The sequence below is a fragment of the Cytobacillus oceanisediminis genome (genome assembly GCF_004366035.1).
Lineage (GTDB): Bacteria > Bacillota > Bacilli > Bacillales > Cytobacillaceae > Cytobacillus > Cytobacillus oceanisediminis_C.
Genome location: NZ_SOEE01000011.1, coordinates 72,610 through 97,927, shown reverse-complemented (window position 1 = coordinate 97,927; position 25,318 = coordinate 72,610). Strand labels below are relative to the sequence as shown.

Below are 25,318 nucleotides of genomic sequence, written 5' to 3'. Positions count from 1 at the left end.
TTAAAACGCAAAAAAGCGCCCTCCAGAATGACTCTAATAAGCACATAAAAAAATGTGTAAAAGAATCGTTCCAAAGAACGCATACGTTTAATAAACATAGCCCGCTAACCAAAGATTGGTTGCTAAAAAATAATAAAATAATAAGATGTTACAAATTTATTTTACTATTATTTGGATTTATAGGCAATATTTATTTATAGAGCCCATATGAGTCTATTGGCTATTGGATACCGTTAAAATCCGTTAACAAAGGCACCAATTTTCATGTTTCCCTACTTCCATTTTATTTAGCGATGAAGTTTATCTGTAGAAGTAAAAATATAGTCGATATGAAATGGTCTTGCATATTTTTTTCGAAAATAGTGGGTAGGCTGTGACTCATCACCATGCTCTTCTTTATAAAAATGATGGTATGTACTAATTATACCCTTGTTTTTTAATAGATTGACCACATCCGTATGAGTACCAACCCTCTTGATATGATCAAAGTTCTTATTGCTATTCCAATCCCCAGCAATAACGCAGGGTTCCTTCAACAAACTGTCATAATATTTTAGGGCTAAATATATTTGACCAATGTAACTTTCAAATTTTGCTTTTGTATTTTGTGACGATACCGCAAAGAGAATAAAATTTCGTTTTCCAGTTACCAACAACGGAATAATATAGCGAAAATCCTTGTTATATAAAGGGTGAAGTTCAATTTTATAATGTTCATTTAATGTAAATATACCAATCCCCTTATTAACTTTCTCACCAAACCAAAGGAATTGATTAACGTCTTGGAGTTTAGTTTGTCCCCATTTTTCCGGAGATTCGGATTCTGGAATAATTAAAATAGCTGCTTGATAGGGTTTTAAGTGTTCCAATTTATCTCTAAAACGCATTGCAGCATTCCAAACAATTAGTTTCATCTAGATACTCCTATATAAGTTTTATAGTATTTAAGGGTTGTCAGAGCTACTGCAAAAACCAACACCGAAATCATTTGTTTTTCCATATACTCATCTCCTCCTTTTTCCTATTAATTAACACAATTTTAAAATATACCGTGAAATTTGTAGATACATAGGCCTGTATTGATAGATATTCTCATTTTCGACAAAAACATAACCCAACCTCAGCCTGGTTTTAACGTACACTTTTTTTATGAAACCAATGAGAAATAAGTTTTCAGCGTGGCTCAACTCTATTTACAGGTCAAGTGACTCACAAAAAAACATCAAACACGTATTTAAGTCAGAAGGAGAATACCAGGCATACAGTCGGTCGCTATGGTCATACAGGTGTACGAAAACCGGTACAGAAACTCTGTCCGGTTCTTTTGTAACTTTCAAAGATAAATAGTGATTCGACTAACGGCGAAAAGAAAACACCTCTCCAAAGAAAGGTGTTTTTTATCAGCTGTCCTGTTTTATAAACGACTCCAGTTCATTCACCTTGTCACCATTCGTTAAGTGTGACACTCCAAAAGAATTCCCTTTGCCGCCCTTATTGATGGCAACGTCCAAATCGTTGAGTAATTGTCCCATGTATTGATACGCCGTCTCCATGCTTGCCGGTACGGGTTTCCAATCCTCAGCATGTTCAAGGTTGTCCTTTTCTTTCCCCGTATCATCGATATGGGCGGTCCGTTCAAATTGATCATGGCTTATTCCAGCTGCAAGCATTCGCAAGTTGGCAAAGTCCTCATCGAAACTTTCATTTTTGTCATCAATATAGTGCTGCATATTTTCATAGAGATCATTGGCTTTTGTATAATAAACAAATCCAACATCTTCTTGCTTTAATTCATCAAAACTTTCCTCCGGTGCCCGATTGAACTCCGCCGCCATTTCAGCAATCCATTCTTTTGCTTCCGGAGAAAATTCAACCGTATCATTTTCAACCGCGGCTGGCTGATCGTCCGTTTTCGCAACCGATTTAGCGTCATTTCCATTACATGCCGTCAACAATCCGGCTACTAACATACCGACCAATCCGATTTTAATGATTTTCAAAAACAGTCCTCCCTTTAACAGAAACCATGACCCGCATTCTTCTAAAATGGATGATGGCAATCTTCTAATATTTCACATATCCATTATATTCGTCTTTCCAACCATCTACAAGAGTTCTCGCAATGTTTTGAACTTAATTATGATATACTTTGTGCGATAGGTTCTCAAAGGTAAGGGAGGGTTAAATCAAATGATCAAACGTAATAAGATGGCCATCATTGGCCTTGGTGTCAGTGTATTCCTTCTGCTCATACAATTGGTGATGAATACAAAGGGTGTTTACTTTCAACTAGGGCCGCCATCCAAAGGCATCGGGCATCATACCATAAGCGCCTTGCTCATTATTGCAGCCGTCATTTCAGCGGTATATATGTTAACGGATAAAGGGATGAAATGGATGGCGATAGGGGTTGGGATCTTTTTCATCTTAGTGACTAGCGCACCGAATCTGCTCATGGAAACCAAATACACCACGTTCTCGTCACCCGATCAAAGCGAAAAATTTGTGGTAATCGAAAAAGGGTATGTCAAACTTTACCAGATTTCCAATTCAGGCTTATTCATGACCGCTTTGACCAAGACCAGGCTCGATGTCGATCGGGAATACAAACCATTTTCGGAAGGGGCCTATGAATTGGAATGGGAGTCACCCAATACATTAATCGTCCATTATGCTTTTAATTATAAGCACCAGTTTAAAACGATTGAATTGCAATACCAAAACGATTAACTCGACGCCAAATTCAAAGAAGAAAGGCTAACCGCCATATGGTGGTTAGCCTTTTTGATTCGAGAACTCTATTCTTCGTTTGATAGCCGAACAAGGATGTCCTTGAAGGCCCTAGCCACTTCTTCTCCTTGCTCAATCGAATAACCAGGAGTCTCGAATGCAAACATGAAAAGCCTTCGAATCTCCAACATACCCGCCTCATCCGATGTCAGTACGTACGTGCTTTGAGATTGTACTACATTAGGGTCTCCCGAGAATCGGCTTTCAAAGAACAGACTGAACCGTACTTTATATCTATCTTCATAGTAATGTCGCAATAAACTATTTATTGGCTGCGGGATATTGAGGAGCATATTTCCGATGTTCACCGCATCCACATCCCCTATAAAATCGGTCATTGAAAACCTACTCTTGGTTTCATCGAGATGCCCAATTAGGTGTAATGCTGCGTCATAAGCTGAGTCGAAACCCTCTGCAACCGCAGATGTCCCAGCAGCGTCAACCAAATCCCCGGCCCAACCAGCAAAATCCACAATGGCCTTATTGATCGTTCCATGATGTAAAACACTATTCAGGGTGGCTGCTAAATGATAAACACCTATATCGACCTTAAATTTTGGATCGTAGATTTCATTAATGGGTGGGTTATTTAATTGACTATCTACCTTAGCCATAAATTCGTCATCCAAAAAACCAGCTGCCATATTCCAAAGAGATCCAAAATAACGCTTTCCTCTCAGATATTGGCATACGAGTATATTTGCCTCTGGAATATCCCCACCCGTGTGATCAAACGCAATATCATAGATTTTATCCACTAAATCAAAGAATACGTGGTTCGACATGTCTGGATTGTCAGGGTATTGAGCTTGAGGGTCTACTTTGCTTTCCCCATTGTATCTGCCAGACTTGATATTGTTGTCAATTTCGATTTGGCCTGTACCAGAACCGATCGAAATAGTGGAAATTTGGTCAAAAGCCCAGTTCCCAGGGAGGGGGTAACCAAGGTTACCACTATATCCAGTGGACATGCCGCTCACAAAACTTGTTGTGGCCAACCCTTGCGCAGAAACTCGGATACAAACCGCTCTTGGTCCGTAAACCCCGATTTTATAAATACCCCCAAGATTACTCATTCTCTCGTTCACCCCAATAAAATAAGGGATGATATTCTCTGTTATTTCGTGACCAAGGACGTCAAAATCCACAGCAAAATAAATGGTTGTACCCTTCAAGAAGCCATACTCCCTGGCGGCATTCAACGCCGCCTGAGCGTCAATGCGACCTTGTTCAAGACTGAAATAGTCCAAATAACTCCCTATAGTTTGATAAATCGGGAAGACTGTCAATCCAGCATTGAAAATGTTCTGCAGCTCACCCGGTTGAATTTTTTTATTTAACGAGGAATTAGGCACATTCGTTAAGTAACGCCCCACTGTCTGATACCCCGCCGCTTTTAGTGCTTCTGCCCGCGCAGGGGTAATCATGGTTACACAATCACAAGCGGTGCCTTTTCTGGTTGAATCCCCGGTACTCACTAAAGCGGAAAGCCATGTTTGCTTTCCAGTGACACCATCAGCAGGCAACATGCAAAAACTTTGAAAACTCAGTACGGCTTGTCTGACGGCACTGTCGTAAATCCCGCTAAAGGCTCCAGGGTCAAACCCGTTCACATAGAGGGCATATTGGAGCAACTTAACAAAGTTGCCACTGCTACCTAAACTTAATGTCGGCAATCGGTCCCTGGTCGTCGGACCCACGCTGCCTGTTTGAAGGCTTGGCTCAATCCCTTCTTCTGTTTGAATGCCATAGATCAACGCTCTATTCGTTCCTCTTTGATAATGGCCGTCACATGGCTGCACGCCGGACGTTGTATAATATTTGTTATTCAATTCCTGCTGCATTTGCCGAATTCTAGGATCGCCGCCGATTGTCAGAACATAGGCATCCATGGTCAGGAACGCTTTAAACACGTAATCATATACTTTTCCGTTACGAACGGGCAATCCCGCATCGGTTTGCAGTCGAATCACGGCATTCTTTAAGTTCTCATCAAAAATTCCATGGAAGCGGCCTGGATCATAACCTTTGCAATAACAAGCCCCCTGTAGGATTTGAACGATATTTTTCCCTTTCGTCGTTTCGGGTACTTTCCCTAATTCCATTTCACCCCAAGCCTTATAAGCGGAACTTGTACCAGGTCCAAAATTGTCGGCCGGGGTTCCAATCCCCAATTCAATCTGCAGGGCACGCGTGAGGGCATATACCGTTGACCACCCTGTTTTTCCGTTTTCCGGAGCTGGCACATAACCGTTTCGTCCTCCATATGTGCTGTTGACCCATTCTTGAACCATTAAGACCATTAAATCCATATCCAAACACTCCTTCGTTTTAGTTTGTACTTACTCATAGGAACTTCGGGGAAGCGTTCCCCACGTTCCTATGAACAGCTACTTAATAGAGAAAGACTCCCATGGATAAATACAACCCGTTTAAACAATTTTTTTCCCGTCCCCCAAATCTCATGTATGATTCATCGCTGCGTAACGTCTCGTTCTTTGAGTTGCTCCATCACTTGAAAATAGCCTGGAGTGTTTTCCACATCAAAATTTTTTATACAAAGCAACAATTTCATTTTGATCTCTTGCGATAAATCTTCCCTATCCTGATGGTTGGTTTGGTTCAGGGAAGATAGGATTTTCGGGGAAAACATCTCGATAACCCTATTCATTGATTGAACATCCGTCTTGGATCGTTTTACAAGCGTGTATAAACTATCTCTCATATATGTTCCTCCCTCTTACTTGCCGTTTCGAGAAAATCTCTCATTTTCTTCAAAGCCCTCGCATGACTTTTTGAAACCGCCTGCTGGGATCGGTTTAATTTATGGGCTATCTCTGAGTCGGTCAAACCATGAAGATAGGCCAAACTTATAATTTGGCGCTGATTTTCCGTCAATTGCCGATACCCCTCGTATAGCCAATAATTCGTAAGCTGATCCTCGATCCCGAATGACATCTCAATCTCACTAAGTTCGTTCTTGAACTCTGTTGTCGCCAGCACATCGAGGAATGATGTTTCTGTTTCGCTGCTCAAAGGTTTATCCAAGATCAATCTAAACCTATCGGCATTTTGCCTATGCCTCTTATCAAAGTTGATGGAGTGAAAATGAATGGTCTTAGATAGATAGCTAGTAAACCTGATCCGAAAGTAAAATTCCTTAAACGATTCATCTAATTGATGGATTAAATGATCGGTTGGGTCTTCAATTAACTGTTTTAATAGCTCCATATTTTCCGGAATGGCCAAAAATGAATGAATGATAGAGTTTTTCAATTGATCTTCGTTCGCCTTCAAATACCCTGTCAAATCCGTCGATAAATTGCGCATTTTCAAACGCCCCCCCCCTGTCCGGAACGTATGTTCGTATTAAAGACCAAAAAAAATAGGTCTTTCCTATTTGACTAGCTTTACCTCTCTTAAATTGTACCAAAATTTTGTATAATTTTGGAGAATTTACGCAGACGATTTCATTTTTCCTAATTTTTGTTTATGACCTCCGCTAATTTCAGTATGACTTCTTCTAACTTTTCCAATTTCCTCTCAAACCTCAAAAAGAGGTAGATCGTAATCACAATAGGGAATCCAAAGTTGCCCAGAATAGTAGTCCATAAAGGAATATCGATTGTACTCATAAAAAATCCTCTCTTTATGCTTATTTTTTTCCTACCTAGTAGATAAAGAACGTTCGGCACTAGATTTTACAACCCTTAACACGATTTTTTTTATATAAAAAACCTCCCAGGCAAAAAATCACATGAGAGGTTCCTTTTCATATTCTTGTGTCGTCACTCAGCTGGGAATAGCAGGCGCTTAGTGTCTAAACACTGGCGAATAGCAAACGCGAGCACCAGACGCATTTGGCTCTACTTTTAGGCGATAGTCAAAATTGTTCCTAGATAAATTGAATGTTTGGGAGATCCCATCGTTACTGTATCCGGTGCGTGATCCTGAATCAAACCACTGCCCGATATTATGATCCCATCGTTGCAATGTCATCGTGTATTTGAATGTACATGGGGTATTCACACGGACACTGCCAGAGATGGCACTTGCTGAGTAAGATGAACCGCAGACGGTCACCCTTGTTTCACTTGAACAGATACCTGGATACGTTTCTTTACATGCCATTTTGTTCCACACTCCTTAATTGTTTTGGTTACGTAATCATAAAGAGCCATGGCGGTTCCTTTTCACAACCGTTCGGCAAAACTTTTTTATGATCGGTATTTTGTACTTGGGTAATAACAAAAGAGAAGCCAAATTGAACCCTGTATAATTAAAGAAAGCAAAAAAGAACCAAGGAACTCTTCTCAGTTCTTTGCTCTGCCAAATTAATTTCATCATGGATTTTTTTCTATTTTTCGGAAAATATATTGATGAGGTGATTAGATGGAATTTAATTTTGAAATTATCAAACAATCATATAATGTTTTAAAGGTGGATTACCGCCAAGACGAAGGTAAAAGGTATTTTGTATATGGATATCGAAATGATGAGGCAGAATACGTCCCCTCAGTTTTTTTAAACTCTGGGTAGTGTCCATCCTCAATGAACTTTTCCATTAATCTTGCAGCTGGTATTCTACTCATTTCTTTCACTCCATTAGGTTCCCTTATCTAGTATTGGGAACCTGAGAATAAGTTCCCCACTAGAAAGGGAGTATGGAGTTCTAAGATTAAGCCACTAAAACAATGACCTCTGGTTCAAAAATTGACCAAGTTAAGAAAACTTTCTTGGCTTGTTCCTGGTTTTCTGCATATAAGTAAACGGTTTCATGAAGTATACAATAGTAAGAGATTTGGTACAGAGATAAAGGTCTCCAGTTTCCCGCTTGTTCTGCATGTTCAATCTCCTGCAGTTGGTTTTTGATCTTTTCGTCTCCAATAATGTTTCCATGTTCTATGCGTAGAGATATAGTATTTTCAGGTCCCATAACTACAACTAATGGACAATTTCGTATCGTATGAAGAAAGCTACACAGATTATCCTCATTCACAATTACATCCTTAGCAAACTTATGGCCGCTTAGTAAAACTCTATAAATAATTGATTCCATTTTTAATCCCCTCCAGGTTAATAAGTAATTGAAAGTTCAGTTTTAGATTGTAAAAGCTCAGAAGAAACTGAACGAATATCTCTACCATGTTTAGCCTTTAAAATTTGGCGAACATGCATATCATTAACAGCTGATAATACTTCCTTTTTCATGACCCAACCCTCTGTTTTATGAACATAGAAGGAAACCTGGTAAGCATTCCGATGGCACCTATCCCCGTTAAAGAATTCCTGGCTAGGTAATACAGCCGATACTTTATCAAGTTTAAGAAAAATGGGTGGTTTATCTTCTCCTTGCTGAACATCAATCCACGCTGGCTCATTTAATATGAGATGATGAATATGAATATTGCCCTGAATTACGACTTCACCATTTCGATAGATCTTTTCAGAAGTAACAATAAACTGCGTTGCATCTTTAGTGTAAAACTCAACCATTATGCGATATCATCCCTTTGAAACGAAAACAGATTGAAATCATTCGGCTGCAGTTCTTCCCGAATAAGATCAATCTGTTTTATACAATCCGCCAATATTAGTTTTTTATTTTTTCTGCTATGAATTTTAATTGTCACTGAGTCATTTACTAGAACAATGTTAATTCCATCTTTGAAAAATAGCCCTCTGGCATCTATCATTTTAAATGATGGCCTTTTACGCATCTCTTTCATCCAATTAGCATGGAACATTGATGGATGTTCAAGTATAAATTCAATCCCTGTTACATATGCACCGAGGCATCCTAAAGATAGATCAAATAAATACAACCCTCCAGATAAATCACAATTAAATGTAATTCGATACCCTTCCAGCGAAGTTCTAGGCTGGTTTTCAAATGACTCAATACGAAAAGTTGAACCATCAATAGCCCATTCAAATCCATTTCTCACCTGTTTGAAGTGGATACCCTTTAAAGCTTTTCCTAACTGTTCAGGCTCAATCGGAGCAAAGCATGTTAACTTAAACATAACAATCTCCTCCATTTCGCCAGAAAAAATTAGCCTTTGTTGTAAACATTAACAACACAACCCTTCCATAAAGTTTTTACTTTATAGTTTTAATGATTCTAATGGGCCCCCTCTAAAACACAAAAAACGCCCTTTAGAATGTTCTAAAATAAACACAAAAATAGTGCTTTCTAGATCATCCCAAAGGACGCATATGTTTTATATAAGGACCCGCTAACCTAAAAATGGTTGCAATAAAATGACAAAATCAATAAAAACTATAGTTTGATTTTACCATTTCTCACCATCCTAGTTCAAGCTTTTAAAATGTTATGACAAGCTTCCACAAACTTTTGTTCATCTGCAGAAATCTCCAGTAAGTACTCAGCTTCTTCTTTTGTAATGTATACTTGTTGGTCTACCCCTTCCTCATAAGACAAATTTAACCCTGTTAGATTTTGTTCATTAAATTCATTAATATAAGATGTCAAAATTTCAGGAGTAGTAAGAGAAATACCGTTCTTTATTTCTTTTTCCTCTTTTGTTATATAAATGAGTTCAATAAGGTTATTATTTTCTTCATTTCTAAAAATTGTTCTCTTTATATAAAACAGTACATTTAAAATGACTTCTTGTTTCAATTCTATCATCCCTTTAACTATAGATTTTCTTAGTTTTAATTTACAAGATGAATGCAGGTTTAATTGTATTTTTCCACAATAAATTAGAGTACAAATTTAAAAACAGTTGCTATCAGTGGTTATTTTCCAATTGATTTATCTGGATTTTTAAATGATCAGTAGGATAAACCTGATGATACTCTACTTTATCTTAAGCTAATTATTCCCCCTAATAATATAAGGTTCCATAAAATTTAAGATACTTTTGTTTAATAAAGTATACTAAAAAATTCCTTTTCTTAATAGCGAACACAAGTTCGTGATATACATAAAATGTTAAACTAGAATGGCTAATTTATAATACATTTATCCTTGTCTAGAGTAAATATTTTCTTGTAACAAATTTCTTAGGATTTTATGCACATTTGATACTTACCCTCTAATTTTTTTAACAATATCAGTTCCCGTTCAATATACCTACTGCATTTTCATAGATATTTCAATTAGTTATTCAATAAAAGTGGAAAACAACTAAAAAAATTTGAGAAGTTTACCTTTGGCCAACAGATTAAATATGTACGAACAATAAAGAAAATAAACCAAAATGAACTAGCAAAGGGAAATTGTTCGATTTCATATCTATCTAAGATAGAAAACGGAGTCATTTACCCGAGTGAAGAAATTAAAAATTTATTAATTAAGAAATTAGGTATTGAGGATAGCACTCTTAACAATGAATTTGGAGAAAGAGAGATTCAAGAATTTTGATAGATAAAGCAATTGATCTTTTTCAAGAAATTTTAAGTAAGGAAGATCAATTGACCCCTTATGTTCACGTTCAAACTATCCTTTCTTTAGTTAAGGAACTACAAAAAAGAAATAACAATAAAGAGGCATTTCAGCTAGTTCAAAAAGGCTTTTAATTGTTGATTAAACACCCTGACTTAAAAAATCAGTTTTATTTAGAATTTAACTTTTATAATCTATTATTGCTTGATAAATATGAAGAATTACAGAAATTATTGTTCTCTAAAGTAGTTCCAGCGTTGGAAATGGAAAAAAATATTTTTCCTTATCTAATTACTGTCTGTTTCTGGGGGAGCACTATTATGCTAATGAATAATATAAAAATGCTGCTAAATATTTTGCGTATTCAAGAGAATTTCTTAATAAATCAAACCTAACCAAAAAAAAGGAGTGTCACCATGAATAGGAAATTGCTTGTAACCTTTTCTATTACTATCGGATTGCTAATGAGCGGCTGCTCAACTGAAGCGAATTACTCTATAGATATTCTTAATAATTCTGAGAACATTACAACTGCTAAGGACGATGAAATTCTCCCACCTCTGATTGTTACACCAAAGCCTAAACTTGAAAAGAAAAATTATGTATAAAAAGAAAAAACTCCATTGCTACATTTGGTAGCTGTGGAGTTTCTTTATTGATTAATACTTTCTATGAAGCTTAAACGCTTTATAAGAATCTGCAAGAATTTCTATTGGTACACTGTCTTTTTTGATAACCCCGTTTGTATACTTTACTTCAAATTCAAAGATAGCCGGCCCTGGCTTTATATTTGTTGGGTATTCTATAAAAGCAGGGTCATACAACTCTCCTTTATAAAGAATTGAGGTAGTTTTTCCTAGTCTGACTGTTCTGTTAATTGATACAGAATTAGCCTGTGTTGCCTTTAGTGTACTTTTAACATATTCGATTGGGTATGGTGAAACATCAGCTTCTAACAAGAATTTTTCTCCGCTATAGAACTGATTATCTTTGTGACCTAATGACTGGTGTTTATTGTGCCAATCTGGGGTGTGTTTGACGTAACCTTTTAGGGTTAGAGGTTTTACATTCACCCAGGTTGTAACCTCAGTCTCATCATATCCGTCATCGGAGGTTGCCCGGAATATATATTTCTTATGTTTGGAAACAAAGCTGTAGCAATGTTCGGTATCGGAGACTACTTTTGTTTTAGTAAGTACAGTCTTTTCCGCTGTTCCCTCTTCTGTAATAAAGATTTTCACATCCATCTTATGACCATCAGAATCATGAACCCTCATGCAGACATTAATTGCATCTCCTTCATAAGGATCACTTGGGTCATACGTCAATGTAATTGTTGAAGGTCTGTTAACCACTTCGATTGTTTTAGTGATGGTGTCTGTAGCGTTATAAGTATCTTTAACAGTTTGTTTTATGGTATAAACACCAATTAATTGCAAACCATTAAACGTCGGATTAGCAGCGGAAGAAATAACTTTACTGCCATCAGGCTTCGTTAACTCATAAACGTATGTTAATTTATCACCATCAATATCAGAAGCAGTAGATGTAATTTTAATTGATTCATTGGTAAAATATTTTGCTTTATCGGTTTTGAATCCTGCAGTAGGCGGTCTATTCACGACTTCTACCGATTTTGTAATGCTATCTGTTGCCCCTTCAGGATCCTTTACGGTTTGAGTAATAGTAAAGGTACCAGGCTTATCTAATCCAGTAAAAGAAGGATTAACGGAAGTACTGGTTACCTTAGTGCCATCTGCTTTTACAAGCACATAATGGTAAGTCAGTGGGTCTCCATCCGGGTCAGTGGCAGTCGAAGTAACCTTAATGGTTCCATCACGACAATAGGTTGTTTTATCTGTATTAAACCCAGCTACTGGAGGGTTATTGAACTTATAAGCTCCTTTATACGTAGTGGACACGTTACCAACATAATCTTCAGATTGTACATGAAGGTACCATTGCCCTTTTCCTGATTTCGTTACTACATAATTTGAGTTGGTTGACCAGGAAGACCACTGCGATTCAGTTGGAGTACTAGAGGATTGTGTCCAGACATATCGGGATCTTTTATAACCAGAATGAGCATCGTTAAATTTGAGTCGAACCTTAATGCTCTCCTTGCTCCAATCTCTATTAGAAAAATCAGCTGTATCTTCATTATTTCGGTATTGAATAACTGGACCTGCATCATCAACGCCAAGTTTCATATTTGTAGATTGGTAACCTTTAGCCGCTTCATCGATTACAACATTGCTAATATTGTCGACGTTATCTTGATAATAATATTGGATATCATAAAGGTGGCCGTGTGTTTTGGGTACCACAGTCCAATTCACTTTTCCATAACCTGTTTGTTCTTGTCTGTTAGCCGCTTCAATAACTGCGTGTGAACTTTTAAAGAACGAGTCCTGGTGATTAGTACTTTCACTAAAATAGTGGCTGGAACGCACATCGATATTGTTGCCTGCCAAACGTAAATATTGTCGCTTATTTCCAGAATCACCGTCATGCTGCCTCAATTGTACTGTGACTTTATCATCAGAGTTTACCCAATAAACATTATTGTTAACGTATTTGGCACCGGTTAAGCTATGCGATATATGAGAAGGAGAAACGCTATCAACACGTAAATTCATACCTGTGTCTCCTTCACCGGTATCGTATCCTCTACCATTGTTTACATTATCAAAATAGTGATATTGGATATCGTAATTATGTCCATGTGTTTTTGGGGTAACACTCCATTTCACAGTACCATAATCAGTATTTTCGGTCCTATTAGCTTCATCGATAACAAGGTGGTTACTTTTAATCCAATGGTTGTTATAATCTGAAGCAGCGGCGAAATCATGGCGAGATCTAACCTCAACCCCACTTCCTAATAATCTAAGATATTGGTATTTGTTTCCGGAATGAGGGTCCCTCTGTCTTAATGTAATGGTTACTGATTCATTTTCTCTTACCCAATAATCATTTCCGTTAATATATCTTGCCCCTGTAAGACTGTTTGTTATATTAGTCGGAGCGACGCCATCAACACTTAATTTAAGACCGGTATTTCCTGAGCCAGTATCATATCCTACAGCATTTCCCACATTATCAGTGTAATGGTACTGGACGTCATATGTATGGCCATGTGTTTTAGGAGTGACACTCCATTCGACTTTTCCATACTTGGTATTTTCAGTCCTTTTTGCTGCTTCAATTACTAAATGATTACTTTTGACCCAATGGTAGTTATGGTTAGTGGCATCAAAGAAATCATGTCGTGCTCGAACCTCAACCCCACTTCCAAGTATTCTTAAGAACTGCTTTTTATTTCCTGATTCTTTATCGTATTGGCGGAGCATTACAGTCACCGTATCATTAGGTTGAACCCAATGATTACTGCCATCTCGATAACGATGATTAGTGATACTATCGGCAATATGTTCAGGTGGATCGTTTTCAGTAATATATGATATTCTGGCCTGATCTCCTGAAAAGCGCCAATAAGAAGTGGCAGCCCATTTGGTTTTATTGCTATCTTTAGGGCTCCTTACTCCATACCATACAGCTGTTTGAGATTCCTCCGAATCAACACGAGTATAAGTCGTATTGTTTGTAAAGTAACGATCAGACCCTAACTCATCCCGTACACTTGCAGCTGCTTCACGTGGTTTGGAACGCCTTAAAACTTCATCGGTATTCATCGTCAGTTTATTGGTGTTTTGTCCGCTAGATAAAGAAATGCTCCCATATTTAAAATCTCTATTTGAAAAATCAAAAGGAACTATTAGAGGTGTATAGACAATATGAGAGTCTACCTTTTTTATTAGATAGAGGGACCAAACAGCATCTTTACTGTCGTCAGGGAATAATTCATTAAGAGGTAAATAAGCATCAAATCCTACACTTTCATAACGCATATTACAATCATAGTTTGGAGTATTCGTTGTTGAAGCGGAACATTCGTTATAGATACCAGATCCTTGGTTATTGTACTCAAGATCTTCGGTAGCATATAATCCTCGTTGCTGTGCTTTAAATATTTTTATTGCCCCGGCTCCACTACCAGCAACTTTTTGAGCTGCGATGTAGGTTTCGTTATTAGAACTTAAATGCCGTTTATGTCCAAAAATTACTGACCAGCCTCTAAATTCTAAATAAGGTTGTGTTCCCGTGCCGTTAAAATTCTTGTTAACGATACGTTGTCCGCCAGATATATATTTGTTGTAATATACATCGTAAATGAGCATTCTCCCGGTGTTCTCTTTGTAATATTTCCCACCAGGCGTTTTATTCCACCCACTTCTTACTGTACTTGGAACATCAAATGGAGAATATTCAGCGGAACTTGCAGAGGGGAGGAAGAAAATACTTCCCCCTACAAGTAAAAAGAATAGAAATGCTATTAATTTGAATTTGATACGATTCAAATCTATCTCACCTTTCTAAATTTGAAAAACCAAATAACTCCTCCAATCGCCATTAAGATTAATAAGGAAAAGCCAACCCAAATTTTATTGTTACTAGAATTTGTGTTGCTATCACTGGAAACATCTTTTAAAGCAGATTGACTATTAATTTTTTCTTCTGTTTGAAGTGATTTTTCTTCTCCATCACCACCGTTATCCTCATCTTGATTTATAGAATCTTCAGATGACTTTTCATCTTCAGATTTGCTATCAACTTTTTCTTTTGCTTCTTCATCATTGGAGTTTTCTTTATCTCCAGAAGGTTTGGTTGAGGCATTCGCCACCTCTTTTACTTGATTTTCAGTGACTGATTTAGAATTTTCCTCATTGCCTTTTGCCTTTGTTGTTGTTGCGGTATTTGTTGAAGTGTTTTTACTGCTTCCACCGCTATTAGATGAAGTTGATGTCTTATTTGTTTGACTTTGAGTTTCTGTAGGTTTAGACACCGGCTTCGTTGTCGGTTTTGACTCTGGCTTAGGCTGTGGCTTAGGCTCAGGTTTAGACTGAGGTTTCGGTTCTGGCTTTGGTTGTGGTTGTGGTTTTGGCTCAGGCTTAGGCTGTGGCTGTGGCTTTGGTTCTGGTTTAGGCTCAGGCTTAGGCTCTGGTTTCGGTTTCGCCTTCAAGATAGTTGTTACAGTTAGTTCCGCTTGAAAAGGCTCCTCGAAGATAGATATTGTGAACTTTTGGCCGCTTCTTGTTACTTCAGTAGTAACGTGGCCAACAACATGAAAGTTATTAGCGCTTGCAGAATAAAAGCCGTTAACCAACCCATTGCAGGGACCGGTTGCATTTGCCCAGTTGTTTTCTGTATGAATATCCGATTGAATTGTCATACTGCAACTAGCCTTTGAACTTGCTTCTACGGAATTACTTTGAAAGATCCCTCCTATATTTGCAGCTAATAGTGTTGCTAACGTTGCCTTCATAAATTTTCTCATTCGTCTTCCCCTTCTTCCTCGAGATTTTTCCTCAATTTTAGTTGAATTCTTTTGTCTCAACATGTGTCTTCCCCCTATATTTTTTTTCACAAAAACAAAAACGGCTCTTTGGTAGAGGTTTTTAGGCAATAGTAAATAAATACTATTATCCTTGTAAACCTTAAGTCCCAAAGAACCGCTCTTTTTGTGAATCCGCTAACTCCAAAGTAGGAGATGCAATAAAATAGTAAAAGCTAACATTTGAGACTATTATATTAAATTTTGGAAGACTTTTCAAACATTGATTTGATATGAATACAAAAAAACCCGAACAAACGATTGAATAAGTTCAATCATTCATTCGGGTTTTTCCCGTTAGCCATATATTAATTTAATCATAATACATATGGGTATTATGGGTCAATTAAATAAGAGCCATTATTTATTTTTTATATTCATAAACCGCTGCCTGCCTTATAAAGCTCGAATCTCCGACAAACCAGCGGGGGCTTTCAGTACTAATAACTGCTATGACACTAGGACCATCAACCGTTTCCATAATCTTGAATTGGTCATTAACGTAAGTAAAAGGATAGGTCCTTGGATAACTATCATCTATAAATTCAAGATGCAAAAGAAATATATCATTCTTATAAAAAGAATTTTTATTTGGTGTATAAACAAATCCGGAACCACTTTTAATATCTAAATTTTTTTCCAAGCTGGATTTAAGATTGTCTATGGCCTTATCCTGATCAAAAACAATTCTCCCATTTCCCAGCTGCTCAGGATTGACAGCTAAGGCAGCATCATGAACAGCTAACTCTAGGGCGTTTTTAAGTTGCCTTGTAGCTGTTTTGTCAGCATCGAGATTAAATTGGATTTGAGTTATAAATGCGAATAAGAGAATAAATAGAATGGTTCTAAGTGTAGTGGCCATACAAATAACTCCTAATTAATATATTCACTTAAGATTTTCGTTTCCTTTTTAAAAGTACTTGGACCTTGATTAAAAATATCTAGGATAAAAATAAAACTTCTTGGGGCTTCGATACTTGCTTCTATATATTGGTTACGGGGTGTTAAAGATTGTGTGGCTGTTACCCTTATTTTTGATTCATCAAAGTTATACCTATCTACTAAAGTATCTTTCATTTCGTCAATAATAGCGGGAGTGAAGCGGCCTTCTATCGAGGCTTTCTTTGCACCTTCAGTGAGAACTACTTCTACTGCCTCTCTATGCAGGCTATCCAAGTAAGCCAGGATTGGAGCAAACATAATATTAATGACAATAAAAAGTGTCATCCATTCTCCTAATGTTTTGGACAATTTCATAACCTCCATTTGGACAAGAGGGAGGTTAATCTCCCCCTGCCCATAATTTTTGATGTCAAGGAGTATTAGTTGTATTACCAGCTCCGCTTGGGAGATTGCTATTTGCTCCAGTAATATCGTTTGAATAATTGGTTGTTTCGGATCCAATCATGTTATAGCCGATAAAGAATAGGAAAGCGCTGATAGATACTACCGTTACTGCAATTTTTAAGAAGGTGGATAAAGTTTGATTCATGTTTAAATTCCTCCAATAATAACTAATTTATTTAAATTTTATTTGGTGCTCAGTTTTCAGCATTTCTTCGTGATACTCATTTTTTTGCTTCAAAGAATCATAGGCAACTCCAAAGAGAAGTCCTGTGATAAGAATTACGATAGCTGCCATTAACATAAAAGTGGCTAATGATTTATTCATGCCTTTTCTCCCTATCCACTATTTGTTATGTAATCAGCAATGGAGTCTGAAAGGATGCTCATATCAGTAAACATGGCTCCGAAAATAAAAGCGCTTATCACTACTGCAGTGATGGCAATTTTCATAAATGTGCTTAGAGAAGTATTTATCGACATCACCTCCTTAAAGGATTTTTAGGTATATTACATTCGGGAAGATTTCAAAATAACTGATACCATTGTTACGATTACTACAAGGAAATTAAGGATTATCAGAAAATGAGTTATTTTAATGGGAATTCCTAATAGATCAGTAGTAATTTTTCTCTTTCTTCGATAGTTTTCAATTTGCGAACGAACAAACATATTATGCATTCCTCGTAAATGTCCCAAAGCGGTTTTTCTGTCTAAGTCATCTAAATTTTTAATAACACCTATTAACGCCTGGGACTCTTTTGAATTAAGCTCTTTTTCAAACTGCTCTAACGCTGCTTTTGGTCCTTCATCGTTACTCCAGGAAGTAAGAAGTTTTGTGAGTGGTTTGTCCAAAACAACGAAGTAGGGTTTAATATTTCGCAAGATATTATAGGTATTGATCCTGCTGATGTTCATCATTTCAATCTCGTTAATTAGTAAGTCATATAACATAAAAACTTCCGCGTGCTTTTTTGCTTGGTGGTATTCGATAACTCTCTTCATCAAATAAACAAACAAAGAATATGGGTTGCTTGGTGCAGCCAGGAGAGCAAGTAATAAGATGATAACAGCTGCTACCATTGTTAATTTTTGCGCTCCCCCATTAATGAGAATCGGGAGAATTACGTAGTATGTAGTTAGGAAAAGGATGAGTCCAAAAGTAACAAGATAGTATTTCAAACCATTAATACCTAAAGGATACTGAGCAAGCTTAAGCCATTCCTCTGCTTTAGTTTCTTTTGAACTATAAATAAGCTTCTCTTTATTCTTTATTAAGCTACTTCTGAAACGGATTCGGGTTTGTACTCTTTCTGCTTGTGAACTTAATCCTGTATAAACCAATACACCGGCTAAACATGATAAAAGAAAAGAGAGTGTATACATTACATACGGAAGATATTTAAAGAACATTGTCTCAGCCAGGGGTAACACTCCTCTTCTTATAAGTCATTTTTCGGCCTTTTCAGGAATGCCGAAATAATAATGGAGAAAACAACTCCTAATAAACAAACTGAAAATAGTAGGATTGTCCATTGGCTACCAAACTGCAGTTTCCACCAATCCTGGGCACCAGAAGAATAGTACCCAAGGATAAGCGAACCAATAAAAACCGGAATGGTTAAATATCCATTGTAAACAGAATCCATTGTTTGAGATTTTTCTTCTTCTAACATTTCTTCTGTTTCTTCCATCTGCTTTGTTAATACCATTAAGGCATTAAGAACCTTTTCGTTATATAGGTAAGCCTTTAAAATAATACTTCCTAAGCGTTTGGACCAGTTTGTCCCTGCTGTATAAGTAAATACCTGAACACTTTCACGCAATTCATACTCATTTCTTGAGACCTGAAGATCAGAAATTAACTTAACGATTACTTTCCTTAATTCTGGACTCCTAATATCTTTTTGAGTTTCAGATAAAGCATGATACATATCGTTATGCATTGTATTGTAATTTTGAGTAAGTTTTTGTACAATGTTCAGAAATTCCAAACTCATGAGATACCGTATTTTATTAAGTTTTAACCTTAAGAATAAATAAGGGATTAAAAGTAATAGAAAGCCAAACATCACTGATACAAAAATATCTCCAAAAACGAATAGGATAAAAACTCCTGATAAAACCCCTAATAGTGTTGAAAGAATAAGGAAAATTTCTACACTGTTTTCATTCCTTTCTTCACTATTTGTTTTTATTAATAGGTTAAGATGTTTTAAAAGGGGATTTTTATATTCGTGAGTTCTAGACAAAACAGCTTTTGTTTTAACCTTCCGGATCCTATATTTGTAATTCCACTCATTTACCTTCGTTTTTATTGATGACTGCATAATTGTTTTAGCAGTCCATAATGACAGGCAGAGAAGAATTGCATATAGAAAGTAATTTACGCCAATTTGCCATATCCAGTGTAAGATGCTATCCATCTAGATTCTCTCCCAAAAGAGTATCTATAATTTGATCCTTTATTTTTAAGTAATCCTTCATTGGTGATTTTTTTTCTTTATCTTTTAAATGCTTAATGAGAATTTTTGTATCTTCTAGACTTTCAGCTGCCATAAGAGTCAATAAATCTTTTGTGATATTAGAAGAGTAGTAATATTTATCTGTTACAGGACTATATCGAACTAAATCTTGTGTCCGGTGAGCCCTTTTATCTTCATCCCAAATGATTTCGGTGACTCCAATAACTCGCTTTCTTCTCCTATCTCGATCCGCGCTCATGGTTACAATAATGTCAATATTACGCGCTACACGTTCCAATTCATTTGCAAAGTTCCGATTCGGAAACTCATCTAAAATATGTCGGGTAATCTGCGGTGCCACATTTTCTACAGATGTAAGGTGATAGGTCGAAAATGCTCCCCTTTCCCCACGTTCACAAGCTTGGAGATAGCCTTCAGTTTCAAGACTTCGTATTTCTCCAACAATGATATAGTCGTGCTCCATTCTTAGCAGTCTTGGGACAGCATGGTGGAGATCGCCTTCTTTGGCTTGAATTTCAAAGATAAGCCGGTCTTTAAATTGCTTGGATAAATCCAACTCAAAGTGCTTCTCCATAACAGCAGCAACATAGCTGGAATCCCGTTCTCTCAACATAGATTTCATAAAAGTCGATTTAGCGGACCGGACACGGCCGGCAAAGATGGTGTTTGCCATTACCCTGGATAATGCACGAAACAAGGGAATATCATCTTCAAGAATAGTTCCTAAATTAGCTTGTTCCTCAAGACTCATATTTTTTACAACAAAGCGGCGGAACATGATGTAATTTTCTTTCCCTCTTGGTCTTTGGATCATAGTGATACGGCTTCCGTCTTCTCTTTCTATTTCAAGTTCCGGTGTTTGCTCATTAATAACCGCATCTTTGACCCTCATAGTAAAAGCCCTTTTTATTCGTTCAACAGCCTCTACATTTTCAAATTCCTCTATTTGTTTTTTAAATTGACCATCAATATCAAGCCAAAGTTCTTTTCCACGTATGACGGCCGCTTCACTATTCGGAAGCTTGTCCCATTTGTGAAGGATACTGACTCCCCATACTTCATGAAAGATAGCTTCAGCAAGGGAATCATAAAAGCGAGGATACTCATTAGTGGTGATATTCTCGGTTTGTAAAACTTCATTGATCTTCGTAATAAAGTAAGACATGGCTTGTGCATCACCAATTACTGCTTTATGCTGCCGTTCCAACCAAATATTTTCATTGTAGTGTACTTCATCGAGGTCTTTTCCTTTTTCTCTGTTAAATTCTGAAACGGATTCATCTACAATAATGTCATTAAGTTGCTCCCGAACCTTTTGGCAGATATCCTTAAAGGACCTCTTTCTCGCAAAGGTTGTAATGTAATTCACTTTTAACCCTTTTTTTTGAACGGTCTCTGCCAACCAATCAGAAGAACTAAATTCTTTTTCGACTCCCAATTCCATTTCAATTTGCTTCAACGATAACCACCTCCTATTTCAAGAAAGAAAAGAATCTCTTTTTCTCATTCCGTTCTTCTATAAGCTGCTCTTTTTCGGTTAGCCTACATTCAGAAATAATTAAATTCGATAGCAGGTCTAAGTTTTTTGTATAATAAGAATCCGATACATCATATAGGAGCCTCTTTTGATATGCGGCCATCGCTCCTAGGTCCCCCATATCAGGCAGTGTGGCTACCTTGGTCATTCCGAGCTCTTCTTCTAATGCCTTTTCATTAATTAGCGTGTTGGCCGGTTGAAAACGATTAATAATCAACATAAAGTCGTCTGACGCACCACCTGTAGGCTCAATAAGTTGTTGGAAAACGTAAGGGAAGTAACCTCTATAACCTTTTTCTTCTTGGTTTGTTACCAAAAAGCGTAAATTGCTAGATATATAGGATTGAACCGTTGGAGCGGTATCAAAATGAGTACCGGCATCGATTAAAATCACATCGAATAGTTGCTGAGCGACTTTAATAAGATGTTCTATTTCATTTGGTTGGTAAAACCGTTGCATCTTAATATCCCGGTTTCCAGCAAGGTGATAAAACCCATTTTGATGAGAAACCGCTTCAGAAAGCCTTGCAGGTGTTAAGTTTTGGGTCTTCAGATCAACTTTTAAGTCATTTAAATAATGTCCGTTATAGTGATAAAAGTAATCAGAAGGATCCCAGCTGTTTAAACTTAATACCAGGACCTTCTCTTCTATCTTATTTGAGAGTGATCGGGCAAGATTCAGGGTAGTAGTTGAAACACCCGCCCCGCTATGGGTACCGAAAAAACTGACAAGTCTTTTTGAAAGGTAATCGTCCTTGTTTGTAATCTGATTAATAATTTCATCTACAACTTGATCCACTGTGGAATATTCGCTTAAGACCTTGACCTTATAGGCAGCACATAAGCGGGTAATATTCCGCATGATGATATCGCTGTTTACTCCACGTGGTTTATAAAAGACTAGACTCTCCGGATATAGATCTCTTACTTGTTGCAAGCTGTCTAAATCAAAATTCTCACCATCTAATAAAATGGCACTGATTTCAACATTCGTTTTTGTTGCTTCGTCCATAATGATTACTGTCGTGATTTCCTCATTTTTTTCAAATCGTTCTTTATATATAGAGTTTTTTGATATCACTAATAGATTCATGGGATAATACTCTCCTTTAATGGTAAGTAATATATAAGCGGGCTCCCTTACCAAGTACCTCACCCATTAATTTAGTAAAGTCTTCTTCATTTAATATCACTTCCAGATCACTGATGGTAGAGGTAGCATCTAAGCGCTTATCGCCTTTATTTCCTTCAGCAGCCGATACGACTTCTTTATTGCCGGAATCTTTTACGTACACCACTCTTACATCCTTAATGAATGGCTTAGTACTGACTGAAGTATTGTTTTCAACTTTTTCTTTAGACTCTGCCTCTTTTGAATCTGTTTCTTCCTTTGTTTCAGAGGTAACTTCGGGAGCACCGTTGGTAATAAGATTCGTTGTTCCATCCTGATTGACAAGATATATATCAATAGAGTCTTTCCTTCGCAATGAACCTGGTTGAGCATAAATCATTTCCTTTGTAATAGGGCGAATAGCTTCTCCTTCGGTTTCATCGGGAATCAATTGTTCAAAATCAATCATTTTACTTGATATCATTGAGTTTCCTACGATATTGACGGATGAGTCCTGCCCCACTATTTGGTCTATATCTTGTGCAAGTACCACATCGTCAATTAATGCCTCTTTTGGCCTTCTTTCTATAGCTAACTTATTTTTGGTTATACTTTCAGACTTAAGAATTTCTTCCCCAGCCTTCACAACGACTACTTCTGCTGAATCAATACGATCTTTTATATAAAAATCGTATACAAAAATAAATCCTGCAGTAGCCACGGATGTGAATATTCCTAAAGCTATTTTGACTCCCGGCTTCATACAGTTGTCTCCTCTCCTTTGGATTCCGCTTTTTCAACACTAATCTTCTTATTAAAGAGCCCCTTAAATACTCCAGAAGCTTTCTTTTGTTTCTTAAGAAAATCACCAGGAAGGATATCTTCCAAAAGCGGCCGCAAACTTGATTCCAATTGTTTTTCGTAATCTTTTGTATCATTCAAGAATAATCCCTGGAACTGTGCTTGAAACACATCTGTTACTGGAAAAGAAGGTAAATGGGTTATCATTTTCTCCAGGTAAAGATCCTTAAGCAATTCGTTTTTCATTAGAGCTTTATCAAATCGATTTCCTACCAATGAAGATTTATCAGACTGAAGCTGCTTTTGTAGAAACTCAATTGATTTTTCACTTGATTCCTCAAAATGCTGGATAAAAGGAATATCAGGTTCAAGAATGAAGTAAGCATGATCAGCAATGTCAAATACATCTTGATAGAGTTCGTATTGCCAGTCAGTACCAACATCCATTATGGTTACTGTCGAGTTAGAAGAGAACAATACTTTGATAAGTGCATCAAATGAAACGTCCTCCTCCTGATAAAGCGGCTCTTTAGTGGGGTGTTTGCAAATAATATCTACTTCTGATTTGCTCCAGTCATATATGCTTTTAATCTTTGGATCTATGTACTTGCTGAATTGATAGAATTTACTTTTGTACTCATCCGAATATAAATGTCCGAAAAATCGATCATAGGTATATGATTTTGAGAATGGAGACTCTACATAGGTAGTGGAAACGCCCATTTTCGCTAAGCACCTTGCCAAAAGATGTGAGATGAATGTGCTGCCACTTCGTTCAATCGGACTACCAATCATCACTAACTTCTTCTTTACGGGAATACCTACAATCTTTTCAGTATGGTTATGTACATGAAAAGTGTAGTCCCTCTTTATAGTGGTTTTGTTAACGACTTTTTGAACGACTTTCTTTTCTATTACCTTTTGGACAACTTGCTTTTGTTTTTCTGGGTTGAGGTACTCATCAGCTTCACTTTCATTTTCGTTTATTTCTTCTTCATTGGTCTGGTGGTCAACTTCATTGACTTTAGAGGTATCTGAAAAAATATTTGATGAAAGGAACTTAGCAACTTTAGAGAATTGTGGTTTGGCTTTTAGCTGTTCAACAAAAACACTCAAATCAAATGAATTTGTATTGAAAATATCCATAATCCCTAAACTGACTATTGTTGAAAGGATAGGATCACCTTTTGGCCTTTCGCATAAATAAACGATACGTAAAGAGTCTTCAAACTGGATACGCATATCTTTGAGGAATGATATGAGCTCTTTGTCTTTCAATTCCTGTCGGTTATAATCACTTTCAAGGTAATAATCGTGTATGATTAAGATTTCTGGGGTTTCAATTTCAACAATTTCTTGAAGGAAACGTCTATGCAGCACTTCTTGGGAGGATAAGGTGAAATCCTCTGTATGTTGCTGAAACGTATTAATCAGTATGTCTGTATAGGATTTATCCCCCACAGCGATAAGCACTTTTCTAGGCATTTAAAAATCACTCCTGGAAAAAACAAAAAACCCGAAACGTAATCACCAACAATACCATGTAGTATTGATTGGAAATTAGGTTTCGGGTTTTTCCCGTTTTATTATAGTTTTTTTCAGGCCTCCTAATCTCTTAGAAGGCCCACACTAAAAAACTTTAAGAAAGGCTGTTGCTTCAAGGCTATAAAGCAACTGCGTTGTTGTAGTCCCATTGTATCACTCCGATTTGCTAAATTCAACCATTATATTCGAGCAGCTTGCAGTGTAAATCGCTTAGAAAGAAATTGTATAAATCGATCAACTATATCTGGATCGTATAGTATCCCCTTATTAGATAACAATTCGTCAACTACTACATCATTACATTTAGTAAGTGGAGTAATCGGACAAGATAATATGGTGAAATGAAGGAAAATGAATGTACATTTATTAGATTTTTTTAAGTCCATTTATAATATTTAAAAATGGAAATATGGGCAAATATGGGCAAAAAGTGGGCACCCGTTTTAATACACATTATCGACCTGTTTTAGCAAAATGATGAATAAATAAAAACCGTCTAATTATGAGGCGGTTTTCTTTGTTCGTACTACATTACCAGAAGTAAACCACCCTTATAGGTTAGTGAGGAAAACATGAGCAAATTAAAAATTAATGTGCTTTTTTGAGAAGCTTTTACTCCTCAATCTTCCAAAGTAGATCTTTATCAATAATACAAAAAAGGACTTGGCAATTTGTTTGTACCAAAACTGTCAGTGCTTTTTTGTTATATTACTTCAATACATTAACGTATATTATTTTGTATGTTGCACTTCACTTAATTACTATAATTAATAATTAGGGTATCTTCTTGGACTCCATCTTTTTCAGATACAACGAAAGTAAACCCCTTTGTAGA

At 36.8% G+C, this 25,318-nt stretch carries 27 protein-coding genes; 4 read left to right on the top strand and 23 right to left on the bottom strand.

Annotation, left to right across the window (positions count from 1 at the left end; all coding sequences use genetic code 11):
• Window positions 1-287: 287 nt before the first annotated feature.
• Window positions 288-914, bottom strand: a complete 627-nt coding sequence (locus DFO72_RS23955; protein ID WP_243856263.1) for an endonuclease/exonuclease/phosphatase family protein — start codon at window positions 912-914, stop codon at window positions 288-290.
• Window positions 915-1,400: 486 nt separating this feature from the next.
• On the bottom strand, window positions 1,401-2,000 hold the full coding sequence (locus DFO72_RS23950; protein ID WP_113885510.1) for a hypothetical protein: 600 nt from the start codon (window positions 1,998-2,000) through the stop codon (window positions 1,401-1,403).
• Between the two features lie 190 nt (window positions 2,001-2,190).
• Here DFO72_RS23950 and DFO72_RS23945 point away from each other — a divergent pair, with 190 nt between their 5' ends.
• A complete protein-coding gene (locus DFO72_RS23945) occupies window positions 2,191-2,730 on the top strand; it encodes a hypothetical protein (RefSeq protein ID WP_113885509.1) in 540 nt (179 codons plus the stop codon).
• Between the two features lie 68 nt (window positions 2,731-2,798).
• On the opposite strand, the gene DFO72_RS23940 is transcribed toward DFO72_RS23945, so the two are convergent.
• The 8 genes from DFO72_RS23940 to DFO72_RS23905 form a co-directional block, all read right to left on the bottom strand.
• The gene (locus DFO72_RS23940; RefSeq protein WP_113885508.1) at window positions 2,799-5,102 is read right to left on the bottom strand and encodes a glycoside hydrolase domain-containing protein; all 2,304 of its coding nucleotides are present in this window, start codon (window positions 5,100-5,102) and stop codon (window positions 2,799-2,801) included.
• Window positions 5,103-5,263: 161 nt separating this feature from the next.
• The gene (locus tag DFO72_RS23935; protein WP_113885507.1) at window positions 5,264-5,515 is read right to left on the bottom strand and encodes a helix-turn-helix domain-containing protein; all 252 of its coding nucleotides are present in this window, start codon (window positions 5,513-5,515) and stop codon (window positions 5,264-5,266) included.
• Entirely contained in the window at window positions 5,512-6,120 is a 609-nt protein-coding gene (locus DFO72_RS23930; protein ID WP_113885546.1) for a sigma-70 family RNA polymerase sigma factor, read from the bottom strand. Before DFO72_RS23930 ends, DFO72_RS23935 begins: the two co-directional genes overlap by 4 nt.
• 149 nt (window positions 6,121-6,269) lie before the next feature.
• A complete protein-coding gene (locus DFO72_RS23925) occupies window positions 6,270-6,425 on the bottom strand; it encodes a YvrJ family protein (protein ID WP_113885506.1) in 156 nt (51 codons plus the stop codon).
• 1,043 nt (window positions 6,426-7,468) lie between these two features.
• Window positions 7,469-7,849 (bottom strand): hypothetical protein, encoded by a 381-nt coding sequence (locus DFO72_RS23920; protein ID WP_113885505.1) that lies wholly within the window; start codon window positions 7,847-7,849, stop codon window positions 7,469-7,471.
• A gap of 17 nt (window positions 7,850-7,866) precedes the next feature.
• Window positions 7,867-8,286 carry a hypothetical protein gene (locus DFO72_RS23915; RefSeq protein WP_113885504.1) on the bottom strand — a complete coding sequence of 140 codons (420 nt, stop codon included), beginning with the start codon at window positions 8,284-8,286 and terminating at the stop codon, window positions 7,867-7,869.
• A complete protein-coding gene (locus DFO72_RS23910; protein WP_113885503.1) occupies window positions 8,286-8,816 on the bottom strand; it encodes a hypothetical protein in 531 nt (176 codons plus the stop codon). The genes DFO72_RS23915 and DFO72_RS23910 overlap by 1 nt, the downstream gene beginning before the upstream one ends.
• A 293-nt stretch (window positions 8,817-9,109) precedes the next feature.
• Window positions 9,110-9,445, bottom strand: coding sequence for a hypothetical protein (locus DFO72_RS23905; RefSeq protein ID WP_243856262.1), 336 nt, complete (start codon window positions 9,443-9,445; stop codon window positions 9,110-9,112).
• Between the two features lie 537 nt (window positions 9,446-9,982).
• On the opposite strand from DFO72_RS23905, the gene DFO72_RS30165 reads away from it, so the two are divergent.
• From DFO72_RS30165 to DFO72_RS23895, 3 genes are all read left to right on the top strand, one after another.
• A complete protein-coding gene (locus DFO72_RS30165; protein WP_309472980.1) occupies window positions 9,983-10,183 on the top strand; it encodes a helix-turn-helix domain-containing protein in 201 nt (66 codons plus the stop codon).
• The gene (locus DFO72_RS30160; RefSeq protein ID WP_243856261.1) at window positions 10,180-10,338 is read left to right on the top strand and encodes a hypothetical protein; all 159 of its coding nucleotides are present in this window, start codon (window positions 10,180-10,182) and stop codon (window positions 10,336-10,338) included. Before DFO72_RS30165 ends, DFO72_RS30160 begins: the two co-directional genes overlap by 4 nt.
• Before the next feature lie 282 nt (window positions 10,339-10,620).
• Window positions 10,621-10,812 carry a hypothetical protein gene (locus tag DFO72_RS23895; RefSeq protein WP_113885164.1) on the top strand — a complete coding sequence of 64 codons (192 nt, stop codon included), beginning with the start codon at window positions 10,621-10,623 and terminating at the stop codon, window positions 10,810-10,812.
• 51 nt (window positions 10,813-10,863) lie between these two features.
• Here the strand turns inward: DFO72_RS23895 and DFO72_RS23890 are convergent, their stop codons facing one another.
• From DFO72_RS23890 to DFO72_RS23840, 13 genes are all read right to left on the bottom strand, one after another.
• On the bottom strand, window positions 10,864-14,625 hold the full coding sequence (locus tag DFO72_RS23890) for an Ig-like domain-containing protein (RefSeq protein ID WP_113885163.1): 3,762 nt from the start codon (window positions 14,623-14,625) through the stop codon (window positions 10,864-10,866).
• 2 nt (window positions 14,626-14,627) lie between these two features.
• On the bottom strand, window positions 14,628-15,665 hold the full coding sequence (locus DFO72_RS23885; RefSeq protein WP_113885162.1) for a hypothetical protein: 1,038 nt from the start codon (window positions 15,663-15,665) through the stop codon (window positions 14,628-14,630).
• 358 nt (window positions 15,666-16,023) lie between these two features.
• Window positions 16,024-16,521: a peptidase M23 gene (locus tag DFO72_RS23880; RefSeq protein WP_113885161.1), complete on the bottom strand. Its 498-nt coding sequence runs from the start codon at window positions 16,519-16,521 to the stop codon at window positions 16,024-16,026.
• A gap of 11 nt (window positions 16,522-16,532) precedes the next feature.
• Entirely contained in the window at window positions 16,533-16,916 is a 384-nt protein-coding gene (locus DFO72_RS23875; RefSeq protein WP_243856260.1) for a hypothetical protein, read from the bottom strand.
• A 55-nt stretch (window positions 16,917-16,971) separates the two neighbouring features.
• Window positions 16,972-17,151, bottom strand: coding sequence for a hypothetical protein (locus DFO72_RS23870; RefSeq protein ID WP_113885160.1), 180 nt, complete (start codon window positions 17,149-17,151; stop codon window positions 16,972-16,974).
• A gap of 27 nt (window positions 17,152-17,178) precedes the next feature.
• Entirely contained in the window at window positions 17,179-17,331 is a 153-nt protein-coding gene (locus DFO72_RS29700) for a hypothetical protein (RefSeq protein ID WP_166672553.1), read from the bottom strand.
• An 11-nt stretch (window positions 17,332-17,342) separates the two neighbouring features.
• Entirely contained in the window at window positions 17,343-17,486 is a 144-nt protein-coding gene (locus DFO72_RS29695; protein ID WP_166672552.1) for a hypothetical protein, read from the bottom strand.
• A gap of 27 nt (window positions 17,487-17,513) precedes the next feature.
• Window positions 17,514-18,347, bottom strand: coding sequence for a hypothetical protein (locus tag DFO72_RS23865; RefSeq protein ID WP_243856259.1), 834 nt, complete (start codon window positions 18,345-18,347; stop codon window positions 17,514-17,516).
• Window positions 18,348-18,445: 98 nt separating this feature from the next.
• On the bottom strand, window positions 18,446-19,429 hold the full coding sequence (locus tag DFO72_RS23860; protein ID WP_113885159.1) for a hypothetical protein: 984 nt from the start codon (window positions 19,427-19,429) through the stop codon (window positions 18,446-18,448).
• Window positions 19,422-20,948: an ATPase, T2SS/T4P/T4SS family gene (locus tag DFO72_RS23855; protein WP_243856258.1), complete on the bottom strand. Its 1,527-nt coding sequence runs from the start codon at window positions 20,946-20,948 to the stop codon at window positions 19,422-19,424. The genes DFO72_RS23860 and DFO72_RS23855 overlap by 8 nt, the downstream gene beginning before the upstream one ends.
• A 13-nt stretch (window positions 20,949-20,961) precedes the next feature.
• Entirely contained in the window at window positions 20,962-22,119 is a 1,158-nt protein-coding gene (locus tag DFO72_RS23850) for a ParA family protein (RefSeq protein WP_113885158.1), read from the bottom strand.
• Between the two features lie 16 nt (window positions 22,120-22,135).
• Complete coding sequence (locus tag DFO72_RS23845; RefSeq protein WP_113885157.1) at window positions 22,136-22,900, bottom strand: hypothetical protein; 765 nt, start codon at window positions 22,898-22,900, stop codon at window positions 22,136-22,138.
• Window positions 22,897-24,423 (bottom strand): hypothetical protein, encoded by a 1,527-nt coding sequence (locus DFO72_RS23840; protein ID WP_113885156.1) that lies wholly within the window; start codon window positions 24,421-24,423, stop codon window positions 22,897-22,899. The genes DFO72_RS23845 and DFO72_RS23840 overlap by 4 nt, the downstream gene beginning before the upstream one ends.
• Window positions 24,424-25,318 lie beyond the last annotated feature (895 nt).